Origin of the sequence: Tolypothrix sp. PCC 7601 (assembly GCF_025677855.1) — a bacterium.
Classification (GTDB): Bacteria; Cyanobacteriota; Cyanobacteriia; order Cyanobacteriales; family Nostocaceae; genus Aulosira; species Aulosira diplosiphon.
This window is the reverse complement of record NZ_CP064879.1, coordinates 281,971-305,475: the sequence shown is the minus strand read 5'-3', so window position 1 is coordinate 305,475 and position 23,505 is coordinate 281,971. Positions and strand designations below refer to the sequence as shown.

Here is a 23,505-nt window from a genome sequence, read left to right as displayed (position 1 = left end):
TGACTCACCTCAAGGTTGCGAGGAGTTCGAGTACTACACCGTTTGTCCAGCCGAAGCCGACTTCGTTGGAACTGTAGCCAAAGCAGATTTCGTCGGAAACGTTGGCGGAACAGCGTTCTACGTCGTATTTTTCGACTAGGCTACCGCGACGCTCAAATTCTTTAATTACCATAGCTAAGAATTTGCGGGCGATGCGATCGCCTTCTTGATGATAGCCGTAACGGTGCAATCCTTGGACAGCAATTAATGTTAAGGGTGCCCAGCCAAAGGGTGCATCCCATTGGTTACCTGTAACGCGGGTGCTGGTAAATAATCCGCCTGGGGCTTCAAAGATGGAGAGATTTTCAACGACGCGTTTGGCTTGTGCGTCGGAAGCGACTCCCACCCACAGGGGATAAAAGGTGGTAGCAAATTCGTATTTGCGGCGTGTTTGAGTTTGAAAGTGATAGTCGAGATAAAGTCCCTGGGGTTCATCCCAAAGACATTGATCGATGCGATCGCGTCTGACTTCTGCGCGATCGCGCCATTGTTGGGCTAGTTGTTCGTTACCGAGAATATCATTGATTTGCGCCAAGTCTTGTTCCATTTGGTAAAGCAAGCTGTTGAGGCAGACGGGCGCATAATGGATAATATCAATACTAAAGGGGCCAAAGCGATTGCTGATATCAAAGCCAGATTCGCGCATGGTGCGATCGCCTTTGTAAAACAGATTGCTTAATTCGTCTGTTTCTCGGTCATAGTAAAGGCTGACATCATAATCTTCGATTTCAAATTTTTGGTAGTATTCTTTGACGCGTTCGTAGTGGTTTTTTCCTTCCTCATCGCGTTCGGAGAATAATACTTCTGGTGCTGGGCCTTCGCCTAAAGCATAATATCTGGATAACCCTGTGGCAGGGTTGAGGTGGGGCGGGACTACCCAGTAATAGTAAAATTGCTCTAATAGCGGTACTGTTGACCTCAGCCATTCTTCATCTTGGCTATGCTGAAACATTGCCAAAACCATGAGGCTGAGGACGGGGGGTTGCGATCGCGACAGCATATAAGTACGGTTGGCATTAAGGATTGTGCCGTAATGCTGTACTTGGTAAAGTAACTGATCAACTTGACTTTGGGCTAAATCCAATTCGCCATCACGTAATAAACCTAGCAAAATAAAGTAACTGTCCCAGCCGTACATTTCGTTAAAACGTCCGCCTGGAACAACGTAATCGCCGGGGAGATATAGCAATCCATGTTCTCGGATGGCTTCGGCTTCGGGGGGTAGGGTGCGAATTTCGATTTGGCGGACATCTTCTTTAGATAGCGATCGCTCTAAGACGGACTGAACATTGGGACAATCTTCTCTAGGGGAAATGTAGATAATCCAAGGGCTATCGGGTTTATGTTCTAGTTTGGCATCTTTGGCAGATTGCAGTAAATGTGAGTGCGATCGCCTTAGGGTTTTCCAGGTTTTTTTGATATATGTTCTGACAGCTTCAATTTGTTTGCTGGTAAATGGGGATTGGGTGGAAGTTTGAGGTGTCATAAGCAATTTATGGAAAATTTTTTCTCACGCAGAGGCGCGGAGGCGAATGGAAGAATTAAGCGCTAATGTTTGCGACAAATAAATTCTTTGTAGGGGCACGGCACCAGTAAGATAATTTGATACGCCACAAGATTGTGGATGCCGTGCCCATCTGTCGCATAATGGTATAAAAAATATTTCTCTGTGTTCTCTGCGCCTCTGTGGTTTTAATCAGGATGGGTTTAGTAATGCGAAACGTTTACAGTAACACTCATTACTCATTACTCATTACTCATTACTCATTACTCATTACTCACTAACAAAGCTACGGGAAAATGCGCCAGTGCTGCGCCGATAGATAATGTTCCTGTCGCTTCTAGGGATTGCTGAGTTAGCAGGTTTTTCCAGGTGGCGGAGGTTCCTTTAGGTAATTGCAGATGTGTATCTTGCCATACCGATTCGCCTAAGGGATATTCCTCAGGTTGAATAAGGCTGGTGAAAAAGCGTGGGGCGATCGCGATCGCTGTTTGATTTCCCTGCTGTCTGGCAAAGGCGATAATATGATCGGCATGGGTTCCCTGGATTTCTAAGGGGAGATATTCACCGTCTTGGAATAGTTGCAGGTAATCGATTCTGGCTTTTAGGGCTTGTACTGTTAAAAAGAGTTTGATTCTCCCATCGGTTTTGGCGGTGAGTAATTCCGCAATTAAGCCCAGAATGTCGGTTTTGATTTGCTGTTTGATGTCGCTTAAATAACTCTGGCGTTGTTCAAAATCTACGGGGCGACGGTTATCGGGATCTACTAAGCTGAGTTCCCAAAGTTCGGTTCCTTGGTAAAAGTCGGGTACGCCAGGGGCAACAATTTTTAGTAGAGTTTGAGAAAGGGAGTTGAAGATACCATAGTTGGCAATGCGCTGTTGAAATTCGCGGAAATCTGTGAGGAAGTCTTGGGAGATAGATGGATCTAGAACTTTCTCCACAAATGATGTACAAGCCTCTTCATACTCGCTATCGGGACGCAACCATGCTGTATGTACTTTGGCTTCCCGAATCGATTTAATGATGTATTCTTTCACCCTTTCTCCAAAGGTTGAATATTCATGTTCCGCGAAGGGAAACGCCCCGACTAAGGTTTGATAGAGAAAATATTCGTCATTGCGATCGGGCATAGTTGCATTTTTGCGCTTGCTTTTATGCCCTTGATTCATGCTACTCCACTTGTTAACTCGCTGTTCCCACTCATCAGGAATTTCTGACAGCACATTTAACCTAGCGCGCACATCTTCACCCCGCTTGGTGTCGTGGGTGGCGGTGGTGTTCATAGTATGGGGCCAAGTTTGTTGGTGCTTGTGGTTAAAATTATGGAATTCGCCCAGAGAAATACCAAAATGACTGGGATTTCCGCCGACTTCATTGAGGGAGATAAAGCAGTTGTAGGAATATAATGTGGTGTCTTCTACGCCTTTCGCCATCAAAGGCCCGGTGTATTGCTGCATCCGCATGACAAAATATAGCCATTGTTCCCGTTCTGTTTGCGTGAGGGAGTCATCAAACTCCAGTAGCATCAGCTTTTCAATGAAGTCCATTTCATGCTGTAACAAAGGCGCTTGGACTTTGGCTTGGCGAATTACTTCCTCAATGTAGGCGCGATCGCCTTCTTGAATGCCGTCAGGTGTAATATAGGTGCGGTAAATAGGGAAGAGAGTGAGAATTTCTGCGATCGCTCTTTTTAAGCCGTTGACTGTAAAATCATTGCCAAAGCGATATTTGCTGGAAATATTCTTTAACAAAATCGCTAAATTATCAACGTCTCCTGCTAAATTCTTTTCTAGAATCAGGTGCTTATTCTTGTTGACAAGGGATGCATAATCTACTTTATTACCGATAAATTTCTGATAAATTTGCTCAAATTCTGACTCGTTTGCTGATTGACAGAATACGCCATTGATATAGTTTAAAAAGTCATAACCAGATGTACCTGCAATTCTCCAGTTTTCTGGCAAATCTTCTGTGAGTTCCAAGATTTTTTCAACAGTGATATAGACATCACCCATTTTTTCTTGCAGTCTTTCTAAATATTGGCTGGGGTTATAAAGTCCGTCAATATGGTCAATGCGTAAGCCTGTAAATTTGCCTTCTGCTACTAACTTTTGAATTAAGCTATGGGTGTTATTAAAAACCCGCAGTTCTTCAACTTTCACCGAAATCAGTTCATTGACGGTAAAGAAGCGACGATAGTTCATTTCTTCCGCGCCAACTTTCCAAAAAGCGAGGCGATAAAATTGCTCTTTGAGGATGTCATCGAGCAAATTAAAGCTTTCGGAATTACCTGGTTCGCCGTTGAATGTTTTCAGGTTATCGTCAATGAACTCGCGGATATCATCGTTAGTAGTATATAGTTCCCAAACTAAACCTTTAATAAAGGCGATTTGGTCTTGACGCTGTTTACCAGCCACCTCAGAAGGGACGTTTTTCAGAATGTAGAGAATCCCTAATAATTTAATAAAATCGGGATGATTGCGTCCTAAAGTCCGGGTAAGTCTGCCCAGATTATAAGTGAGGAATTTGGTGTAAGATTCTAACCGCAGGGGCAATTTTAAACTGTAATAATTAACAGTTAACCCGTTTTGTTCATATTGCAATTGAATGTCTCCCTTTTCTAGGGAAACACCATAAAAGTCTCCCAGCAAAGGTGCGAGTATGCGCTGTTCGCGATCGCCAAAGGGTACATTCCAGCATAAATCGAAGTAGTCGGTATAGCTGGAATCTGGGCCATGTTCTAATACATCCATTAAGTAGGCGTTTTCGCTACTATAAGCCATGTGGTTAGGTACAATGTCTTGTAACCATCCCATACCAAGGGATTGGAGTTCGCTGACTAAGGCTTCAAAGGATTCTGTACTACCTAATTCGGGATTAAGTTGAGCAGCATCTACTACATCATAGCCATGCGTACTACCGGATCTAGCTTTGAAGATAGGGGAGGCGTATAAATCGGAGATACCTAAATCAGCCAAGTAAGCTGCGATCGCTTTGGCGTTGTCAAAGTTAAATTGCGATGTAAATTGAATTCGATATGTAGCTTTAGGAATTCGCATAATATTGACTTGTAAATAGTGTTGACTGTTGACGGATGACTGTTGACTGGGAAGAGAGATTTTTATGCGTGCTGGTGTACGCAGTTCATGATGACTGTTGTTTGAATTGATAAATTTGAATTAGATTATGTCTTTGCGTCTTTGCGCCTTGGCGTGAGATTTCTTTTAAACGAACCACAGAGACGCAGAGAACACAGAGAAGAAGAGAAATTAAGACTCTAATTCATACAGCACTAAACTGTGAGGTTGCAGTTGCAATTCTTGTCCTACAGCTAAATTATTCGGTGCTGGTGAACCAGGGCCAGACCATAATGTATCGGCTGAGTCTAATTTTTTATGAGCAGTGCTTTCAATTGGTAAAGTTAATGTTATGGGAGATTGATTAAAATTCATGGCAAATATTACTTGATTGGCTTCACTCCAACGCCGCACTATCACTAATTGTTTCTCTTCATTGCTAGTTGCTTCGATGCAATTGCGGTCTTTTTTCAAAAGTGCGGGATGGGTTTTGCGCCAATTAATTAACTCACGATGCCAATCTAATAAAACCTTGTGCTTACCTTCGTTACGTAATTGCCAGTTGAGTTTACAATTCAAAAATGTTTCTGCTGATTCTGGATCTGGTGGATCTTCATCATAGTGAAACGCTGCAAATTCTTGTTTACGCCCTGCCCTGACTGCTTGAATTAAATCAGGGTCGGAGTGACTCACAAAATACATGAAAGGTGCAGTTTCGCCGTATTCTTCACCCATGAATAATAAAGGTAAGTAAGGCGATAGCAGCACAGCACCAGCAGCTAATTTTAATCCTTCAAAAGAAATGCGATTCCACAGGCGATCGCCCTTCATTTGATTGCCGATTTGGTCGTGATTTTGGATGCAAACGGAAAATTGAAATGGCGGGCGATCGCGGCAGGGAATACCATGAAATCGTTTACGATGGGGCGCGTATAGCCAATCGTAGACGAAGGTATCTTGGTAAGCTTTGGCTAGTTGAGCGCATTCACCATAATCTTGATAATATCCTTGGCGATCGCCTGTTAACAATGCGTGTAATGCGTGGTGAAAGTCATCACTCCACTGTGCATCCAGCCCATAACCACCCAATTCTGGTGGGCGGATGATTTGGGGATTATTTAAGTCACTTTCGGCAATTAAATAGCGTTTGCAATTAGCATTCTGGCAAAAGTGATGTACTGCTTCCGCTAATTCCCACAGAAAATGTTTTGCGCCTAAATCGTAAATCGCCTGAATTGCATCCAGCCGCAAAGCATCAATATGAAATTCTCCCAACCAATACAGCGCATTTTGGATGAAATAGTGACGCACACCTTGACTGTGGGCATCATCGAAATTCATTGCATTGCCCCAAGGGGTTTTATAGGTTTTAGTAAAATAAGGCGCAAATTGACCCATATAGTTACCTTCTGGGCCAAAGTGGTTATAAACCACATCCAGCACTACCGCAATCCCATGTTGATGACAAGCATTCACCAGTTCCTTTAAATCGGCTGGTGTACCGTAGGAATTTTGCACAGCAAAAGGGTAAACGCCATCATAACCCCAGTTCCGGTATGCTAAATCCGGTTGAATATGGGTATCGCCGGGGAACTGGGCAATAGGCATAAGTTCAATAGCGTTAATTCCCACTTCTCTAAGTTCCGCCAACCGGGGAATAATCGCTTTAAAAGTACCTTCCGGTGTAAATGTGCCTACGTGAAGTTCATAGAAAATCATCGCTTCTAAAGGCACACCAGTCCAGTTGTCATCTGTCCAATTAAACTGCGGATCGATTACCTGCGAGGGGCCGTGAACTCCTTCGGGTTGATAGTGTGATGCAGGATCGGCAAAAGCATTTTCGCCATCCAAAACATAGCGATAAAGCGTATCAGGATAGACATCATTTATTTTGATTTGCCAGTATCCCGCTTCTATATGAGGTTTGAGCGGAATTATTTGTTCTTGTGGTGATAAAATTTGCAGCGCCACGCTATTTAGTGTAGGCGACCAAACTGTAAACTCACACTCTCCGTTACCCAAGTAGTTAGCACCAGTCCTCACGCAGTATCCTCCCGTTAGATAATGTGTGCCGAATTGTGGCTTGACTTTTGGTTATGCCAATTCTGCAAAATCTAGGAACAGATTTAATGTTTAGAAAATCATATTTAATCTGACTTTCTAAATTACAAAATAGGAATTGGTAAGCAAAAAATCCTGCCAGATAGCATCATGGATTGTCTAGCAGAGAATTTACCAGCACCCACAGGCGGATTTTTTTCAGCCGAAAAGCTTGTCTATTCACCTATATAGAGAATATTCATGAAAAAAACTCTATCGAATTGAGTAATTTGCTCAAATTACTTGATATTGGCTGGCAAATCAAGAATCAGTACCCATGAGAAAATGCAATTATGAGCATCTCTAGATGAGTACAGCAATATTCACATGATTGATCACGACCGTTTATTTAAAGAACTAATTTCTACATTCTTTCTCGAATTTTTAGAATTATTCTTTCCCCAGGTAATGGCTTATCTAGAACCTGAATCATTAAAATTTCTAGACAAAGAAGTATTTACCGATGTTACTGCTGGCGAACAATACGAAGCCGATTTAGTAGCACAAATCAGATTCCGAGAACAAGAGACATTTTTTCTCGTCCATATCGAAAACCAATCCTACCCCCAAGCTGATTTTGGGCGGAGAATGTTTCGATATTTTGCGCGCTTATTTGAAAAGCACGCATTACCTGTATATCCCATCGTTATATTTTCTTACGACACCCCACGCACACCCCAAACGAATATTTACCGTGTCGAGTTTCCCGACAAAACAGTTTTAGAATTTAACTATGGGGTAGTTCAACTCAATCAATTAAACTGGCGTGACTTTTTACAACAAGAAAACCCCGTAGCCAGCGCCCTCATGGCTAAAATGAATATAGCACCCTCAGAACGTCCCCGAGTCAAGTCTGAATGCTTGCGTTTGTTAGCAACTTTACGACTTGATCCAGCCAGAATGAAAATGATTTCTGGCTTTGTTGATACTTATCTCAAGTTAAACGCAGCAGAACAAGAGATTTTTAAAACTGAGATTGCTAAATTTGAACCAGTCAAACAAGAGGTAGTTATGGAAATTGTTACTAGTTGGCAATTAGAAGGCAAACAGGAAATAATTATACGTCAACTAAACCGGAAAGTTGGTGCGATCACACCGAAATTACAAGAAAAGATTCTCGAATTACCTAATACCCAATTAGAAGATTTAGGCGAAGCGTTGTTAGATTTTAATAGTCAAGAAGATTTAGTAAATTGGTTGCAGGCAGTGTGAGGGTAAAATCAAGTCAACTAAAACTGAATCAGCAAAACACGAGTTAAGTTATGGAAATTGTTACTAGTTGGCAATTAGAAGGCAAACAGGAAATAATTATGCGCCAACTTAACCGGAAAGTAGGTGCGATCGCACTGGAATTGCAAGAAAAAATTCTCCAATTACCTAATACCCAATTAGAAGATTTAGGCGAAGCTTTGTTAGATTTTACTAGCCAAGAGGATTTAGTCAATTGGTTGCAGGGATTGTCAGAGTAAAATAATTGGCGATCGCACTCACTAAATTGTTCCCAAAAACGAAATTCAAGTGGGGTTAATTCGCTTTGCTATCCAATAAAATAATGATGGTAAATATCTTTTAAAATACACCATCAAAATATCAGCACCGCCAATATAAACTTCTTGCTGCTGGCGATAAATACTTTTGATAATTTTTTGCGCGCAAATCTCAGCCGTCATCCCTTTTGCTTGCCCTTCATCCATTTGCTGATGTAAACTGCCATCAGCAGTTAAAGCATTTGATGAAATATTAGTTTTAATTCGCCCAGGACAAACTATAGTAATAAAAATATTATTTTCTGGTTTTAATTCTATCTGTAATGTTTCAAACCATCCATGTAGCGCGTGTTTTGAGGCTGCATAGGCTGAACGTAGCGGAAAGCCAAATTTTCCTACGAGGCTGGAAGTCACCGCAATTTGTCCGCCACCTTGTTTAATCATATATGGCAGAACTTTTTTAGTTATATTAATCGTGCCAAAATAGTTGACTTCCATAATTTTTCTGTCAACTATTTCCTGAGTATCAACAGCTAAAGAACGTTGGCTAATACCTGCATTATTTACTAATATATCTACTTTGCCATAATGATTTATAGCTGTATTAACTGCATTTTCTACGGCTATATTATTGGTAATATCCAAGGGAATAATTAAACATTCGCTCTTGATTTGCTGTTTAACTCTTTGTAATTCCGTTTCTTTTCTTGAGGAAATAATTAGCTTTGCACCTTGATTAGCAAATTGGTAAGCTAATGCTTCCCCAATCCCAGAAGATGCGCCAGTAATCCAAACAACTTTATCTAAAAAAAGCATTTTCAAAATTATAAACTACGAATTATAGCCTTTCTTATACCAATTTTAAAAAAGAATGCGACAGATGCGTAGGTTGGGTTAAACGGAGTGAAACCCAACATATACAAGGCGTTGGGGTGTTGGGTTTCGTTCCTCAACCCAACCTACATTTGCAGCGATCATTCTTCAAATTGGTATTAATCTATTGAATTACAAATAAATTTATCTGCGTCCATCAACTTTTGAATAGCAATGCGGTGAGATTACAAGCAATGTAACCAATCGCCCAAGGAGATTTATCCTTCAACAGCAATAGTACCTGATTTAGGGTTTCTGGTAGAGTCGCACCATACAACCGCCAAAGATTTTCTCGCAGTTGATGCAAAATGCGATCGCCTACAATATCATCACTACCAGGACGCAGTAACCAATGGGTTCGCAAAAGCTTAAAATGATGAATCTCAAGAGTCTGCGCTACCTGTTGCATCTCTTTTGCAGCCTGTTCTACCAATTCATCGGTGACGATTTTCATTACTAAGGGTTGCAAGGTAAATGAGGCTTCTCCCATACCCACCCATTTTTCTAAAAGCGATCGCCTTTCTAATGCCATAATTGCTTCTAACACCATCGCTGGATCGATGGATATCAGCAGATGAGTTTGTAAACGCGAGAATGATACAGGTTCTTGCCAAATAGCTAGCCAATAGAGAATATCTTGTTGTAATTCCGATAATTGCTGGAATTGTTGTTTCAAGATAAAACGTAAGCGATCGCCAATTACTAGGGTATTCTGACTCAAAAATGCCGTAATATTCCCTGCAAACACAGACTCAATTAATGAGGTGACAAGTTTCAGCGCTAGAGGATTTCCGCGATAAAGTTGAATTAACGCTGAGATTCCCAGTTGTTTAGTGGTAAAGCCTCTAGATTGCAATAGTTCTAAAGCCTCAGTTTTTGGTAAACCCTTGAGGCTTACACAGCTAACTGTTTGATTGTTGATTTCAATCGCGCTTGGTTGTTCGCGACTGGTAATCAGGATGCAACTTTGATGGCGATCGCGGCTAATTTTTTGGATAAATTGAGTATATTCTGGCGGCGACAAAACCCCATCTAAGCCATCGAGGATTAGCAGACAGCGACGTTTGTGCAAGTGGTGTAAAAGTTGTGCTGTTCCTTGCTGAATATCATGAATAACAGTTTCCTCAAAGTTATGCACCAGCGCATCCAGCAAAGAGATTAGGGAAGGTACAGTAGAAAGCGATCGCCAAATTAAACAATCAAATTTTGACTGCATCCAATCCGCCAAAGCCAACGCCAAAGCAGTTTTACCAATCCCCGCAATTCCAACAATAGTAACTACTTTACAACCAGCTAAAATCCATTGTTCTAGCTGCTGCAATTCCTGATTGCGTCCATAAAAGCTTTCTACATCAGGTGCATCATGCCAATCAATGTAAGGATTAGAGAAGTCTGCAATAACTTCCAATTCTAGCCCAGAAGCATCTGCGATCGCTTCCCAATCGGTAATCCCCACAGCTTCGCAAATAGCAATGAAAATTTCGCGTTGAATGCGATCGCCTTGCCAAAATCGACGTAAAGTAGCTCTAGAAGTATGGGCATCTTGCCACCATCGCGCCGTACTGGTTTTCGTCCATCCTAGACGTTGGCGCGCCTTGTCTACAATTGTTAATCCTGCTGTCGATGCCCTCAGTGAGTTTGACATACAATTTTTATATAATGTCCGATAAATTACAGTGTTTTTTAAGTAAATAAAACAGATAGCTAGAGTAAAACAATATTTGTTTCCCTACAATCGACGATAAGCTTTACCTAGCAAACTTGCAATTTGCTGTATAAAAACTCAACTCACAAGCAGATGCAGTTTCCAAGTCATGGCGGCACTGTGTCCTGTTTCTCTCCACCAATAAAGTAATAAAGTTTACCGCCGACATTTTATAAATTTGTATTCAAGACTTTAAATTTAAATATCCGGACTCAAATCTTTAGTAAGAGAAAATTATTTTGTGATAATTTCTTCAATATTGTGTTGTTGAATTCGTTGATGAATTAACCCATTAGCAGGAGGTTATCCAGCAGTAAATCATTTTATTTTAGTAATGGTCAGACCAATACAACATGGTTTGAACTAGCATTTATGGTAGAGAGGTATAAATCATGTTGAACTTGATATTTACCCGCTTTTTAAAAGTAACAGCCTTGGGTTTTTCCACAGCTTTTTTATTAGCAGGTCAAAATGCTGTTAATGCTCAACAAATTCCTAGTTTAACGCCACAACAAGCGCAACATTTATCTCGTGACTTAGTACCATCAAGTTCCGAGCAATTTTTTAGACAAGGGCAATATTTGATGGAGAGAGAAATTCAAAATCTCCAAACAAGACAACTTGAACAGAAGGAACCTGTACTCAAGATAAACTCGATACAGCAGATTAAAAAAGACAATCTACCTAGCAAAAACCCTAATACATTACCCAATTGATAATTAGGATTCTTGCGAGTAAAATTGCCCATAACTTTTAGTATTTGTATAGTAGAGTAGCACTTACTCAAGTAAACGTTGTTGCCCAGATCCCCGACTTTTTGAAAAAGTCGGGGATCTAAATCTCGCTAAAATACTTGATATTCATTGGAAGTCGGCGGGAAACTCCATCCCCTTGTGGGTGGAGAGGGATAGCCGCCCGCCGACTTGGGGCATTGGGCATTGGGCATTGGGAACTCTTACCCATGCCCCATTACCCCTTATCCCCAGAGGGGGCCCCGAGTTCCCCATTCCCGATGCCCTAAAACTCCATCCCCTTGTGGGTGGAGTTTTTCATTTGTAGGGTGCGTTAGCCTTTGGCGTAACGCACCTGTGTATTTCATCAATCAAATACTATTTTTATAACAAAATGCCAGCGAGTGATTATTTACCATATTCATGGTCATACTCAATTTTACCGTAGTCTAACTTGATGACCCGATCCGCTAAATGGAAATAGCGATCGTCGTGGCTAATTGCAATCACCGTTTTACCTTTAGCTCGCAATTCTGCTAATAGCTGAGTGTAAAATATTTCTTTGAATAATGGGTCTTGGTCTGCTGCCCATTCATCAAATAGATAAATTGGTCTATCTTCTAATAAAGCTGTGAGTAAAGCTAACCTTTTACGCTGTCCTTGAGAAAGAGAAGTGGTAGAAAGTTTGCCATTTTCTACTTTTACTTTATGGTCAAGTTGCAGTTGCTTCAAGTATTTTGTAGCTTGAATATCTAAATCAGGATTTTCTATGCCTAAAAGTTCATCAAATAAATAGAAATCAGAAAACACTACAGAAAAATGCTGGCGATACCATTCTCGATTTTGTTCGTTAATTGGCTCACCATCTAATAAAATCTCTCCTTTTTCAGGGATGTAGAGTCCAGTAATCAGCTTTGCCAGAGTCGATTTACCGCTACCATTACCGCCTACAATAAATACCAATTCTTGCGGAGACAATTTTAAATCAATAGGGCCAAGAATAAAGCTACTATCTTCTTGCTCGGTGTAATATGTATGGCTAATTCCCTTCAGTTTTAGAGTCTGCCAAGTAGATTTAAACTTGGGCGGTACTGTTGTCGATACTTCCGCACGACTAGCTAAAGATAAACCCAGAGATTCTATCTTTTGCAAAGCGACATTAGCTTTGCTGATTTGGGGCAGATTGTTGATAATATTATCCATTGGCAACATCAAATAAGTAAAGGTCAAGATGAAGCCAGAGAGAGTTTGTGGACTAATAGTTAGTAGTTTAGGTAATGCAAACAGTAAAAAACCGATCGCAAAAAAGAACAGCAACTTTCCCCAGCTTGTAGTGGTAGCAAATAGGGTAAGTCCTTGGACATTGTGATTGCGGAAATTATCGGCTGTGGTTTGGAGGTTTTTGGTTAAAAATATTTGACGGCGTTGATAATTAAGTTTAAGTTCCTTAACTCCCCCAGTGATGGTGCCTAAATGCTTAAATAAAACATCTTGATCCTCACGTGCTAACGCCAGCAATTTCTCGCCTTTATTCAACAACCATTGGCAGCTGCCTACACCTACCAGCATCAAAACAATAACGGAGAACAGTACAATCCAAGATAGCCAAGTAATATATACCAGACAACCCAAAACCATTGAAATATCAATGCAGAGGAAAGGAATGATATACACCGCATTCGCTACAGCTTGTACATCCTCTGTGAGAGTTGCTAATAGTCGAGGATTGCCTAAATGTTCTAAATGGCTTAACTCCGAACCCAGTATTTGACGGCTTAAACCCATCCGTAATTGCAAGATGGCATTTTGTGAGAGGCGAACCAACATCACCTGAGAAATGATACTGGTAACTAATGCAATTATGGACAAACCAACAAAGCCCCAAGCTATAACTGTTAGGGGTGACGAGGTACCGGGATTAGCAGCAGAACTAATGAGGGCAATTAATCCCGCACTACTACCACCACTCAGGAATCCAGTAACGATCGCGATCGCAACAAGTCCCCATGAAGAACGTAAAAGAAAATAAATCAGATTCATGAAATATAATTACCGATTGCTGGCTAGCGCTCTCCAGGGGTAAGAAAGAAATGGATATTGTTAACCCTTTATTATTCCATTCTATAAACAGAATTTATCAGTTTTTCAGGCACAGCAATAGTTTCAGGGAACAAGATCTGCCTGCTACTTGTCAAACGAATGGTTCATAAAATAAGGTCGTCATGGGGAATGGGGACTGGAGACTGGGGACTGGGGACTGGGGACTGGGGACTGGGTAATGGGTAATGGGTAATGGGTAATAGGTAATTGGGTTTTGCTATTTCTCCCTCATCCCCCTCATCCCCCTCATCCCCCTCATCTCCCTCATCCCCCTCATCTCCCTCATCCCCCTCATCCCCCTCACCTCCCTCATCTCCCTCATCCGCCCGACTTGCTTCTCCTCACCAACTCCCAATGATCAAAATGTTTCGCTTGTTATTCCGTAAAAAACTACGTTCCTGCTATTTAATAGCAATTTTTATTACTACATTACTACTGACAGTTACGCCCGCAGTCTATTCCGCAGAAACCTTTCCCCCAATACAATCTCAGGCTCTCCCTCCTCAACCGACACGAGAGTTTCGGGGTGCATGGATTGCGACAGTCGCTAATATTGATTGGCCTTCCAGACCAGGATTAACATCATCACAGCAGCAAGCAGAACTTACTGCTATGCTCGATCGCGCTGCTTCTTTAAAATTGAATGCGGTAATTTTGCAGGTACGCCCGGCTGCTGATGCTTTGTATGCTTCTGCTTATGAACCTTGGTCGGAATTTTTGACCGGAGAAATGGGTAAAGCACCATCACCCAATTACGACCCCCTAGCTTTTGCCGTTAATGAAGCACACAAGCGCGGCATAGAATTACACGCTTGGTTTAATCCCTACCGCGCCCGTCACGGTCAATCAAAATCAGCAGTAGCGGCTAACCATGTTAGTAAAGCGCATCCCGATTGGGTGAAGAAGTATGGTAGATATCTTTGGTTAGATCCAGGTGAGCCAGAAGTTCAAGACTATACTGTCAATGTGGTGATGGATGTCGTCAAGCGCTACGACATAGACGGAGTCCATCTTGACGATTATTTTTATCCTTATCCCGAACAAGATAGTCGTAGACGGACAATAGATTTTCCTGATGCACCCAGTTGGCAGAAATACCAGCAAACTGGAGGGAAACTCAGCCGTGATGACTGGAGACGGGACAACATTAACAAATTGGTGCAGCATCTCTATCAAGCAATTAAACAAGAAAAACCTTGGGTGAAGTTTGGTATTAGTCCTTTTGGGATTTGGCGACCAGGTTACCCAGCGCAGACAAAGAGTGCTAATGGTGGCGGGCCTTTCGATGCGTACAATCAGATATATGCTGATTCTCGTCAATGGTTAATCAATGGCTGGTTAGATTACTTTTCGCCCCAGTTATATTGGAAAATTGACAAGGCGCAACAAAGTTATCCGATGTTGCTTGATTGGTGGATTCAGCAGAACCAACTAGGAAGACATATTTGGCCGGGTAATTATACTAGTCGTGTAGGCGATCGCAGTTCAGCTGCTTGGCCAGCTAATGAAATTATCTCTCAAATTAAGTCAACGCGTAATTCTGCAGGCTCAACAGGCAACATTCACTATAGTATGAAGCCGATCATGCAAAATCGCGATCGCATCTCCAATCTACTAGAAAAGGAAGCTTACTCAACACCTGCGCTGATTCCCGCTTCTCCTTGGTTAGATAAGACCCAACCTGCTCAACCTATACTCAACGTTGAGCGCGATGCAACAGGTAAAATCAATAAACTGACTTGGCAATCTCCAGCACCGGAAAAAGCTTGGTTGTGGGTAATGCAAACCAAAACTGGCAATCAGTGGAATACAACCATCCTTCCCGGCTCGCAAACTTCCTACTTATTCAACAGTGCTAATTCTCCCACCAAGATTGATAGCGTCGCCATTTCCGCAGTCAATCGCTACGGTACTCAGGGACAACCAGCTATTGGGGGTTAGGGATTGGGGATTGGGGACTCTTGTACAGACGCGATTCATCGCGTCTCCTCAACTCATGTAAAATCAATTCCGTAGATTCAAAGTGATTACCAGCTAAATATGAGACTAATCCCGAAGGGATGCAGCATTGTTTTCCAGCTATTGGCAATGGTAGCTTTAGCTACTCCAGCATTAGCAGAAATTGTGAATATTAACCTGCTGCAACTAAATGACATCTATGAAATCACTCCAGTAGAAGGGGGAACTCGTGGCGGGTTGGCGCGTGTGGCGACACTACGTCAACAACTTTACAACGCCAACCCTCGTACATACACGGTGTTAGCAGGAGATGCATTTAGCCCTTCGGCTTTAGGAACAGCGAAAATTAATGGTGTACCGCTAGCCGGTCAGCAAATGGTAGCGGTGATGAATGCTGTCGGCTTTGACTATGCGACTTTTGGTAATCATGAATTTGACTTACCAGAACAGCTTTTCTATCAAAGACTGCAAGAATCTCGCTTTCGCTGGGTATCGAGTAATGTATCAGATAGCAAAGGACAGCCTTTCAAAAGTGTACCTCGTGCCATCGTCTTGAATGTGAAAGGCGATCGCGGTGCTGTAGTCAGGGTAGGTTTAATTGGTCTTACCTTGAATAGTAATCCGGCTAAGTACGTTAGTTACACAGATCCCATTGCAACAGCTAAACAGCAAGTCAAGGAACTGAAAGGGAAAGCGGATATTATAGTTGCCATTACCCATTTGCCCTATAGCAGCGATATCCAACTAGCCGAAGCTGTACCAGAAATTGATATTATTCTAGGTGGTCACGAGCATGAAAATATCCAGGCATGGCGGGGTCGAGATTTAACACCGATTTTTAAAGCTGATGCTAATGCTCGTACCGTTTACGTTCACCAATTGACTTACGATACTGTTAAAAAAAGTTTGGCTGTTAACTCCCGGCTAGTACCCATTACCGAAAAAATTCCTGATGAACCAAAAACAGCAAAGGTAGTCAGAGAATGGCTAGAAAAAGGTTATCAAGCATTCCGCGCCAATGGTTTTAATCCAGATGAGCAAATTGCAAAACTTTCATTTGCTTTAGATGGTTTAGAATCTAGCATCCGCAATAAATCCACTCAGTTAACAGATTTAATTGCGGCGGCGATGTTGAAAGAATTACCCGATGCCGATTTAGCTGTATTTAATGGTGGTTCAATTCGGATTGATGATGTGATTCCACCAGGCCCAATTACTCAATATGATGTGATTCGCATACTACCTTTTGGCGGTAAAGTTGTGGCGATAGAGATAAATGGAGCGCTGTTAAAAAAGGTATTGGATCAAGGACAACTTAATAAAGGTACTGGTGGCTATTTGCAAATAGCCAAAGTTACTCAAGAAGCCAATTCAGGAAATTGGTTAATTAATAATCAACCACTTGATGTTAAAAGAACTTATAAAGTTGCTACTACTGAGTTTTTAATTAGTGGTAAAGAAATAGGATTAGATTTTTTAAATTTGCAACAGCCAGGTATTAAGTTAATTGCCCAAAAGCGAGATATTCGTTTTGCTGTAATTGACCAAATGAAGAGTCATGTATATGCTAAATAGATAGTAAAATGACTGGATTAATTAAGTAAATTGACGAGAAAATTTCAATGTATATAAACAAATATAAGTTTAAAGTAGGGTGTGTTATGCCTTAGGCTAACGCACCTGGAGCCGTTTATATTGTCTCGGTGCGTTGCGCTGCGCGACAACACACCCTACATACTTAATGCGATACGAAAACCAATGTATAGGTTAAAGTTATCTGCTCTGATTTTACTGCGATTAGCACTACGGCAATAACCTGGAACGTTGTACCACGAACCACCGCGCAGTAATCGATAATTATTATCTCCACTACTTAGCCAAGCACTACCATCAGTGGGCGCACCTTGGTAATTTTCATGATAATCATCTTGGCACCATTCCCATACATTACCGTGCATATCATATAAACCAAAGGCATTGGGTGCAAAACTACCCACTCGCGTTGTCTGCTGGCGATATTGGCCTTTTTGCCCTGAAGCATATGCATAATTGCCGTCGTAGTTGGCTAAGTTACTAGTAATAGCTTCACCAAAATAAAAAGGTGTAGTAGTTCCAGCACGACACGCATATTCCCATTCAGCTTCACTGGGTAGTCGATAAATACGTCCTGTTTTCTGGCTTAATTTTTGACAAAATTTTACTGCATCATACCAACTTACGTTTTCTACAGGCCGGTTTGCGCCATTACTAGCAAATTTTGAAGGTTTAAGATCCATAATTACTTGATACTGTACTTGGGTGACTTCATATTTACCTATAAAGAACTCAATAACTTTAACTTCATGCTGTGGTTTTTCACTATTTTCTCCTTCTCCTTGTGATGAACCCATCATGAATGTACCACTAGGAATAGATACCATTTCTAAAGTCACTCGGTTTCCTAAGTCTTCTACAAAAAATTTTGCACTACAATGCTGACGGCTAATTTCTTTACCTTTTATGTTTACTGTTATGGTATGAAATTTAAAGGTTTTTAGCTGTGAAGGATGAATTGTTGGGTTAGTATTAGCAGGTAAAGATTGATGTTGTAGAATTGTTTTAATTAATGATGCAACTTTAGCCTTGTTAAAATTCAAATGTTGTAAAACTTCTACTGCCGATTGATATCTTTCCCTTGCCAAGTGTTTAAGTAACTTGTCGAGAATTTGTCCTAACTCATCACTTATCGTTACACATTTTTCTTGTAACCTTTCGCGCCATAACCATTGAGCATTATAAGCATCATAAAGGCGATCGCAGAGATTTCCATTTGCATCTTGTGTAGCCAAACATTGAGTTAACAAACGCGCACAAGTTGCACCCAAGGCATATAAATCACTGGCTGGTGAAGCAAATCCTGCCATTTGCTCACTTGGCGCATAACCGATAGTATAAATTCCGGTGGCTTTTTTTGCTAAACTCGTTTGGGTGACTTGTTGTGCACCACCAAAGTCAATCAACACGAGTTTGCCATCTTTTTGACGGCGCATGATATTTTCTGGTTTAATATCTCGATGAATGACGTTGCGATCGTGGATAAATTGCAGAACTGGTAATAAATCAGCTAAAAGTTGCTGAATTTGTTCTTCGCTAAAGGCTTGTTGGTGTAGTTCTGCTAATAAATTCTGTCCTTGAATAAATTCTTGTACTAAATATAAGCTTGAGCCTTGTTCAAAATAAGCTAATAATCTAGGAATTTGAGGGTGATTTTCTCCCAATTCAAACAGACGTTTTGCTTCTTGCTTAAATAATTCTGCTGCTTTAGTTAATGCGGCGGTTCCCGATACTTGAGGAAAGAATTGTTTGATAACACAAGCATCATCAAATCTACCTGTATCTTCTGCGGCGTAAGTCTTGCCAAACCCGCCTTCACCTAATAGTTTTAAGACGCGGTAGCGGTTTCCCAGTAGCTTACCAAAGTTGCTGTGTCCGCAACTCATGCAAAACTTGTTACTATCAGGGTTAAAGGGATTTGAGCAATGAAGATTTTGACAGATTTGCATAATTTGGGATTATTAAGGTTTTCTGCTTTATAATTCCCAAAGTTCATGCAGAAAATTGCCGATTTTTTTGAACGCAAATAAAATTCATTTCAAGATGCTATAGAATCCTCACGCCTCTAGATTTATCTATGGAGTCAATCCAAAATCCAAAATTGTTTGACCTTGTCGCAATATAGGAAGCCAAGTTGAGAAATCGAATTAATAATCAAATACTGGATCATCCTTTTACAGATTATTGGGATATTTTTGTTCTCAAACATCAGTATCCTCTTAATATAGCTTTCCATATCGTAGGTATATTCTTTTTCTACGGATTGCTATTTTCTGCTTGGCATCTGCAAAACTTATGGTTACTCTTGGGCTTACCATTAACTCAGTTAATTGGCTTAACTGGACATTTCTTATTTGAGCGTAGCCATATAGATTTACAAGATGCAGTGTTTTCTTGGCGCGCTTCTTACTGTTTAGGTAAAATGCTACTGAGGGTACTCATGGGTAAATATCAAGATGATATTCGCCAACGGCAAGAAATATTGAATAATTATCAATCATCTAAAGATGAAGTATGAAGTAAAAATATAAATAAATAATTATGCAAATATTTAATAATTGGAATATAGTTGCTAAGGGTTGGTATATTGCCTGCCCTAGTAAAGAATTAGCCCAAAAACAAGCCAAATCTGTAGAAATTTGTGGTCAAAGAATTACCATATTTCGTGGTGAAGATGGACAAGTGCGTGCTTTGGATGCTTATTGTCCACATTTGGGAACAGATTTAGGGATTGGACAAGTTGACGGTAATTGGATTCGTTGCGCGTTTCATCATTGGGGATTTGATGAAACAGGAATTTGTCAAAATATTCCTTGCCAATCAGAGATTCCGAATCAGGCGAAAGTACAAGCTTATGCAACAATAGAAAAGTATGGTTTTATCTGGGTTTATCCTGATGCTGTAGCGCCAGAAGGTGTGGCTGATTTTGATGAATTAAAGGGTCAAGAAATTGTTGCACAACCTGATACAGCATTTGAGAGAAGCTGTCATCACCATATTTGTATGATGAATGGGATTGATGCTCAACATTTAAAAACAATTCATCATTTAGATATCAAAATGGATTTGTCGCTACATCGTAGCGAATTAGGTACACAAATTGACTTTTCAATGCGGGGAAAATTTCCCGAAACCACCTGGAGAGAAAGGTTAGGTAACAAATTTCTGGGTTCTACCTATGAGTATTCAATGCGTTATGCTAATGGGTGCATTGGGTTGTTAACAATGATGAAAAATGTGCGGCTATTTCCGCCGTTGCACATGATATATGCTTATACTCCCATAGCACCTGGTAGAACGCGTATCCAACCTATTTATGTAACTGCAAAACGTCAAGGATTTGTGGGATATTTGCTGAGTAGATTTTTGCTATTTTGTACTCGCTTGGCTTACTATATGCTCAGAGATGAAGACGGTAAGATTTACGATAATATTCGCTTTAATCCTAAATTACTTTTGAGTATCGATCAGCCATTGGCTCAATATATGGAATATGTTAACCAACTAGAACCTTCTCGCTGGTCAAAATCTGGGGTAAATTCAAAAGTTAAAATTCAAAATTAAATCAATAAAATTAAATCGTAGGGTGTGTTATGCCATAGGCTAACGCACCATATTTTATGGTGTTCTATAAAGCGCTTTAATGATGTTTTTAGTGACAAATTATATCGAAAATATACATTTAACACATATTACTGATACTTCCGATTTTAATTCATAATTCATAATCTAATCAATAACCATTTGAAAATCTGTCACATTAGTATGTAACTTTAGCAACCAACTAGTTAAAGTGTTAATTGATAGCTTGTATCTAATTATTTTTAAGTAATTACCGATAATGAAGAGTTCGCTGGTTCCTATTCAAAATTTGCATCTAAGCGATCGCATTGCTATGTATGCGCTGCTAGATAATCATTTTAAAGGTGTAACCTGGGATGGCTTTCAGGCTGATTTAGAGCGCAAAAACTGGGTGTTGTTATTGCGGGATGACATCACCCATACCCTGAAAGGCTTTTCAACTCTGATGTTGAGCCAGACGACTTTTGCAGGAGAGCAAATTAGTGTAATTTATTCTGGCGATACGATTGTCGATCCTAGTGCTTGGTCGAGTACAACGCTACCGCGTTCCTGGATCAATGCTGTGAATTTTCTGCGCCAACACTATGTAGAAAATAAGTTATACTGGCTGCTAATTTGTTCTGGCTTTCGTACTTACCGCTTTCTCCCGACTTTTTGGCAAGAGTTTTACCCCCGCCACAATATCATCACACCTACTCATATCACTAACCTGATGGGGAGTTTGGGACAGCAATATTATGGTGATTCTTATCAACAAGCCAGTGGTATTGTTCGCTTCCAAAATCCGCAAATTCTGCGCGAGAATTTAATTGAAATTCCTATAGGAAGACAGACTAACCCCCATATCCAGTTTTTTGAACAAAAAAACCCAGATTATCGCCAAGGGGATGAATTGGTGTGTTTAACTGAAATCAGTTATGACAATCTTACTCGTGCTGGACAAAGAATGTGGCATTCGGAAGCGTTGTTAGAATTTATCCAGGATTCGGTTCTGATTTAAAATCTATGCGTCTATCAACTTGCCTATGAAAGTTAAAAATGAAGAGATAGTAATAGCTAAGACTGTAGAAGCACCACAATTTTTTGATGTTAGTCGCTTGTTGAGTAACCTGCGGGGCGATTTGGCGGGAGGATTGACGGCTGCTGTGGTAGCCTTACCTTTAGCTTTAGCCTTTGCGGTGGCTAGTGGTGTGGAACCAAAGGCGGGACTTTACACTGCTATTGTGGCAGGAATTGTCGCAGCAATTTTTGGCGGTTCACCAGTACAAATTACAGGCCCTACAGGTGCAATGGCTGTAATTTTGGTGGGAATTGTCGCCAAGTACGGATTAGAAAAAGTTTGGATTGCTGGGGTAATGGCTGGAATCATCCAGATTGCTTTAGGAATCGCCAAACTGGGACAATTGGTTAAATTTATTCCCTATCCAGTAACGGCTGGTTTTACTAATGGGATTGCCGTTATTATTTTTTGTGGTCAATTAAATAATTTCTTTGGGTTAAAATTACCACGCCAAGAACATTTTTTACCAGGACTTTGGCAAACTTTAACTCATGTAGAAGCGTTAAATTGGGCAGCAGTTTTATTAGCAATGCTGGTAATTGCAACAAATCTTTTATGGCCCAAGATTAATACGACAATACCCGGTTCGTTGATGGGGTTGGTGTTAGCAACTGCGATCGCATCTTATTTGCATCTTGATGTTCCCACTATTGGAGCCATCCCGCAAGCTTTACCGATGCTGCAAGGTATTCCCCACTGGAATGATTTTGGCTTAATTCGCGAACTGATTAATCCAGCTTTGGCTTTAGCCGCACTGGGTAGTATTGAATCCTTGCTGTCAGCAGTCGTGGCTGATGGGATGACGGTGAGCGAAAAACACAACAGCGATCGCGAATTAATTGGTCAAGGTTTAGCCAATATCATTATTCCATTTTTCGGTGGCATTCCCGCCACAGGTGCGATCGCGCGAACTGCGGTTAACGTCCGTTCTGGTGGTAAAACCCGGTTATCTGGGGTAATTCACGGCGTTGCTTTAGCGCTGATTGTGTTAACTTTAGCACCCCTCGCAGCGCAGATTCCCTTAGCAGCGTTGGCGGGGATTTTGATGGTAGTTAGTCTGCGGATGATTGAGTGGGAAGCGATTGGCTTACTGCTACGCGCTACCTACTCCGACTTTGCGGTGATGATTCTCACCTGGCTAGTCACAATATTATTTGATTTGGTTCTGGCTGTAGAAGTGGGATTGATTGCAGCTGGCGCATTATTTATCAAGCGGATGAGCGATTTAAGCTTGGCGAAAATCCCAGAAACAGAAGTATTTCCCCCAGGGATTCCTTTAGAATTAAGCAAAGAAATAGCGGTTTATCGTGTAGATGGGCCTGTATTTTTTGGTGCTGCGGAAAGGTTTGTTACCTTCCTCAGAGAGCAACCAGAAGTGAAGTATTTAATTTTGCGGTTGCGGTTTGTACCGAATATGGACACAACTGGTTTGGTAGCTTTAGAGGATATTTATCACGACTTAGAAAGGCATAATTGTCGTTTAATTCTCACAGGTTTACAGCCACAGGTTCAACAGTTATTAGAACGTTCGGGATTGTTACAAACAATTGGGTTATCTAATTGCTTTGAAACAACTACAGATGCTATTTACTCTATTACTCCTCAATCTTCTCAATCTGTAGCGGCTAATTTAAAATCTCCAGAGTTGTTGGAATTAAATGATTGAAATTAACTGTCGATAAACACCGATTCATT

The 23,505-nt window shown here is 40.9% G+C and carries 17 protein-coding genes; 9 read left to right on the top strand and 8 right to left on the bottom strand.

The window, feature by feature from the left end:
- Nucleotides 1-4: 4 nt before the first annotated feature.
- The 3 genes from HG267_RS01145 to treZ form a co-directional block, all read right to left on the bottom strand.
- Nucleotides 5-1,525, bottom strand: a complete 1,521-nt coding sequence (locus HG267_RS01145; RefSeq protein ID WP_045867373.1) for a trehalase family glycosidase — start codon at nt 1,523-1,525, stop codon at nt 5-7.
- A gap of 281 nt (nt 1,526-1,806) precedes the next feature.
- Nucleotides 1,807-4,602 (bottom strand): malto-oligosyltrehalose synthase, encoded by a 2,796-nt coding sequence (gene treY / locus HG267_RS01140; RefSeq protein WP_045867374.1) that lies wholly within the window; start codon nt 4,600-4,602, stop codon nt 1,807-1,809.
- A 210-nt stretch (nt 4,603-4,812) separates the two neighbouring features.
- The gene (gene treZ / locus HG267_RS01135; RefSeq protein ID WP_045867375.1) at nt 4,813-6,663 is read right to left on the bottom strand and encodes a malto-oligosyltrehalose trehalohydrolase; all 1,851 of its coding nucleotides are present in this window, start codon (nt 6,661-6,663) and stop codon (nt 4,813-4,815) included.
- Nucleotides 6,664-7,047: 384 nt separating this feature from the next.
- On the opposite strand from treZ, the gene HG267_RS01130 reads away from it, so the two are divergent.
- A complete protein-coding gene (locus HG267_RS01130; protein ID WP_045867376.1) occupies nt 7,048-7,932 on the top strand; it encodes a DUF4351 domain-containing protein in 885 nt (294 codons plus the stop codon).
- Between the two features lie 50 nt (nt 7,933-7,982).
- Entirely contained in the window at nt 7,983-8,189 is a 207-nt protein-coding gene (locus HG267_RS01125) for a DUF4351 domain-containing protein (RefSeq protein WP_052335019.1), read from the top strand.
- A 45-nt stretch (nt 8,190-8,234) separates the two neighbouring features.
- On the opposite strand, the gene HG267_RS01120 is transcribed toward HG267_RS01125, so the two are convergent.
- Together HG267_RS01120 and HG267_RS01115 are read right to left on the bottom strand one after the other, a co-directional pair.
- Nucleotides 8,235-9,023 carry an SDR family oxidoreductase gene (locus HG267_RS01120; protein WP_045867377.1) on the bottom strand — a complete coding sequence of 263 codons (789 nt, stop codon included), beginning with the start codon at nt 9,021-9,023 and terminating at the stop codon, nt 8,235-8,237.
- A 214-nt stretch (nt 9,024-9,237) separates the two neighbouring features.
- Nucleotides 9,238-10,725 (bottom strand): NB-ARC domain-containing protein, encoded by a 1,488-nt coding sequence (locus HG267_RS01115; RefSeq protein WP_045867378.1) that lies wholly within the window; start codon nt 10,723-10,725, stop codon nt 9,238-9,240.
- Nucleotides 10,726-11,177: 452 nt separating this feature from the next.
- Between HG267_RS01115 and HG267_RS01110 the strand changes: the two genes are divergently transcribed.
- Nucleotides 11,178-11,501, top strand: coding sequence for a hypothetical protein (locus HG267_RS01110; protein WP_045867379.1), 324 nt, complete (start codon nt 11,178-11,180; stop codon nt 11,499-11,501).
- A gap of 423 nt (nt 11,502-11,924) precedes the next feature.
- Here the strand turns inward: HG267_RS01110 and HG267_RS01105 are convergent, their stop codons facing one another.
- Nucleotides 11,925-13,556: a cyclic peptide export ABC transporter gene (locus HG267_RS01105; RefSeq protein WP_045867380.1), complete on the bottom strand. Its 1,632-nt coding sequence runs from the start codon at nt 13,554-13,556 to the stop codon at nt 11,925-11,927.
- 277 nt (nt 13,557-13,833) lie between these two features.
- Nucleotides 13,834-13,971, bottom strand: coding sequence for a hypothetical protein (locus tag HG267_RS01100; RefSeq protein ID WP_210403051.1), 138 nt, complete (start codon nt 13,969-13,971; stop codon nt 13,834-13,836).
- A gap of 8 nt (nt 13,972-13,979) precedes the next feature.
- On the opposite strand from HG267_RS01100, the gene HG267_RS01095 reads away from it, so the two are divergent.
- Together HG267_RS01095 and HG267_RS01090 are read left to right on the top strand one after the other, a co-directional pair.
- Nucleotides 13,980-15,557, top strand: a complete 1,578-nt coding sequence (locus tag HG267_RS01095; protein ID WP_081583918.1) for a glycoside hydrolase family 10 protein — start codon at nt 13,980-13,982, stop codon at nt 15,555-15,557.
- A 99-nt stretch (nt 15,558-15,656) separates the two neighbouring features.
- The gene (locus HG267_RS01090) at nt 15,657-17,150 is read left to right on the top strand and encodes a bifunctional metallophosphatase/5'-nucleotidase (protein ID WP_045867381.1); all 1,494 of its coding nucleotides are present in this window, start codon (nt 15,657-15,659) and stop codon (nt 17,148-17,150) included.
- A gap of 155 nt (nt 17,151-17,305) precedes the next feature.
- Here HG267_RS01090 and HG267_RS01085 read toward each other — a convergent pair whose 3' ends face one another.
- Nucleotides 17,306-19,117, bottom strand: coding sequence for a bifunctional serine/threonine-protein kinase/formylglycine-generating enzyme family protein (locus HG267_RS01085; protein WP_045867382.1), 1,812 nt, complete (start codon nt 19,115-19,117; stop codon nt 17,306-17,308).
- Between the two features lie 185 nt (nt 19,118-19,302).
- Between HG267_RS01085 and HG267_RS01080 the strand changes: the two genes are divergently transcribed.
- The 4 genes from HG267_RS01080 (at nt 19,303) to HG267_RS01065 (ending at nt 23,476) form a co-directional block, all read left to right on the top strand.
- A complete protein-coding gene (locus HG267_RS01080; RefSeq protein ID WP_045867383.1) occupies nt 19,303-19,686 on the top strand; it encodes an Mpo1-like protein in 384 nt (127 codons plus the stop codon).
- 23 nt (nt 19,687-19,709) lie between these two features.
- A complete protein-coding gene (locus tag HG267_RS01075; protein WP_045867384.1) occupies nt 19,710-20,732 on the top strand; it encodes an aromatic ring-hydroxylating oxygenase subunit alpha in 1,023 nt (340 codons plus the stop codon).
- Nucleotides 20,733-21,009: 277 nt separating this feature from the next.
- Nucleotides 21,010-21,750, top strand: coding sequence for a hypothetical protein (locus HG267_RS01070; protein WP_045867385.1), 741 nt, complete (start codon nt 21,010-21,012; stop codon nt 21,748-21,750).
- Between the two features lie 25 nt (nt 21,751-21,775).
- On the top strand, nt 21,776-23,476 hold the full coding sequence (locus tag HG267_RS01065; protein ID WP_045867386.1) for a SulP family inorganic anion transporter: 1,701 nt from the start codon (nt 21,776-21,778) through the stop codon (nt 23,474-23,476).
- Nucleotides 23,477-23,505 lie beyond the last annotated feature (29 nt).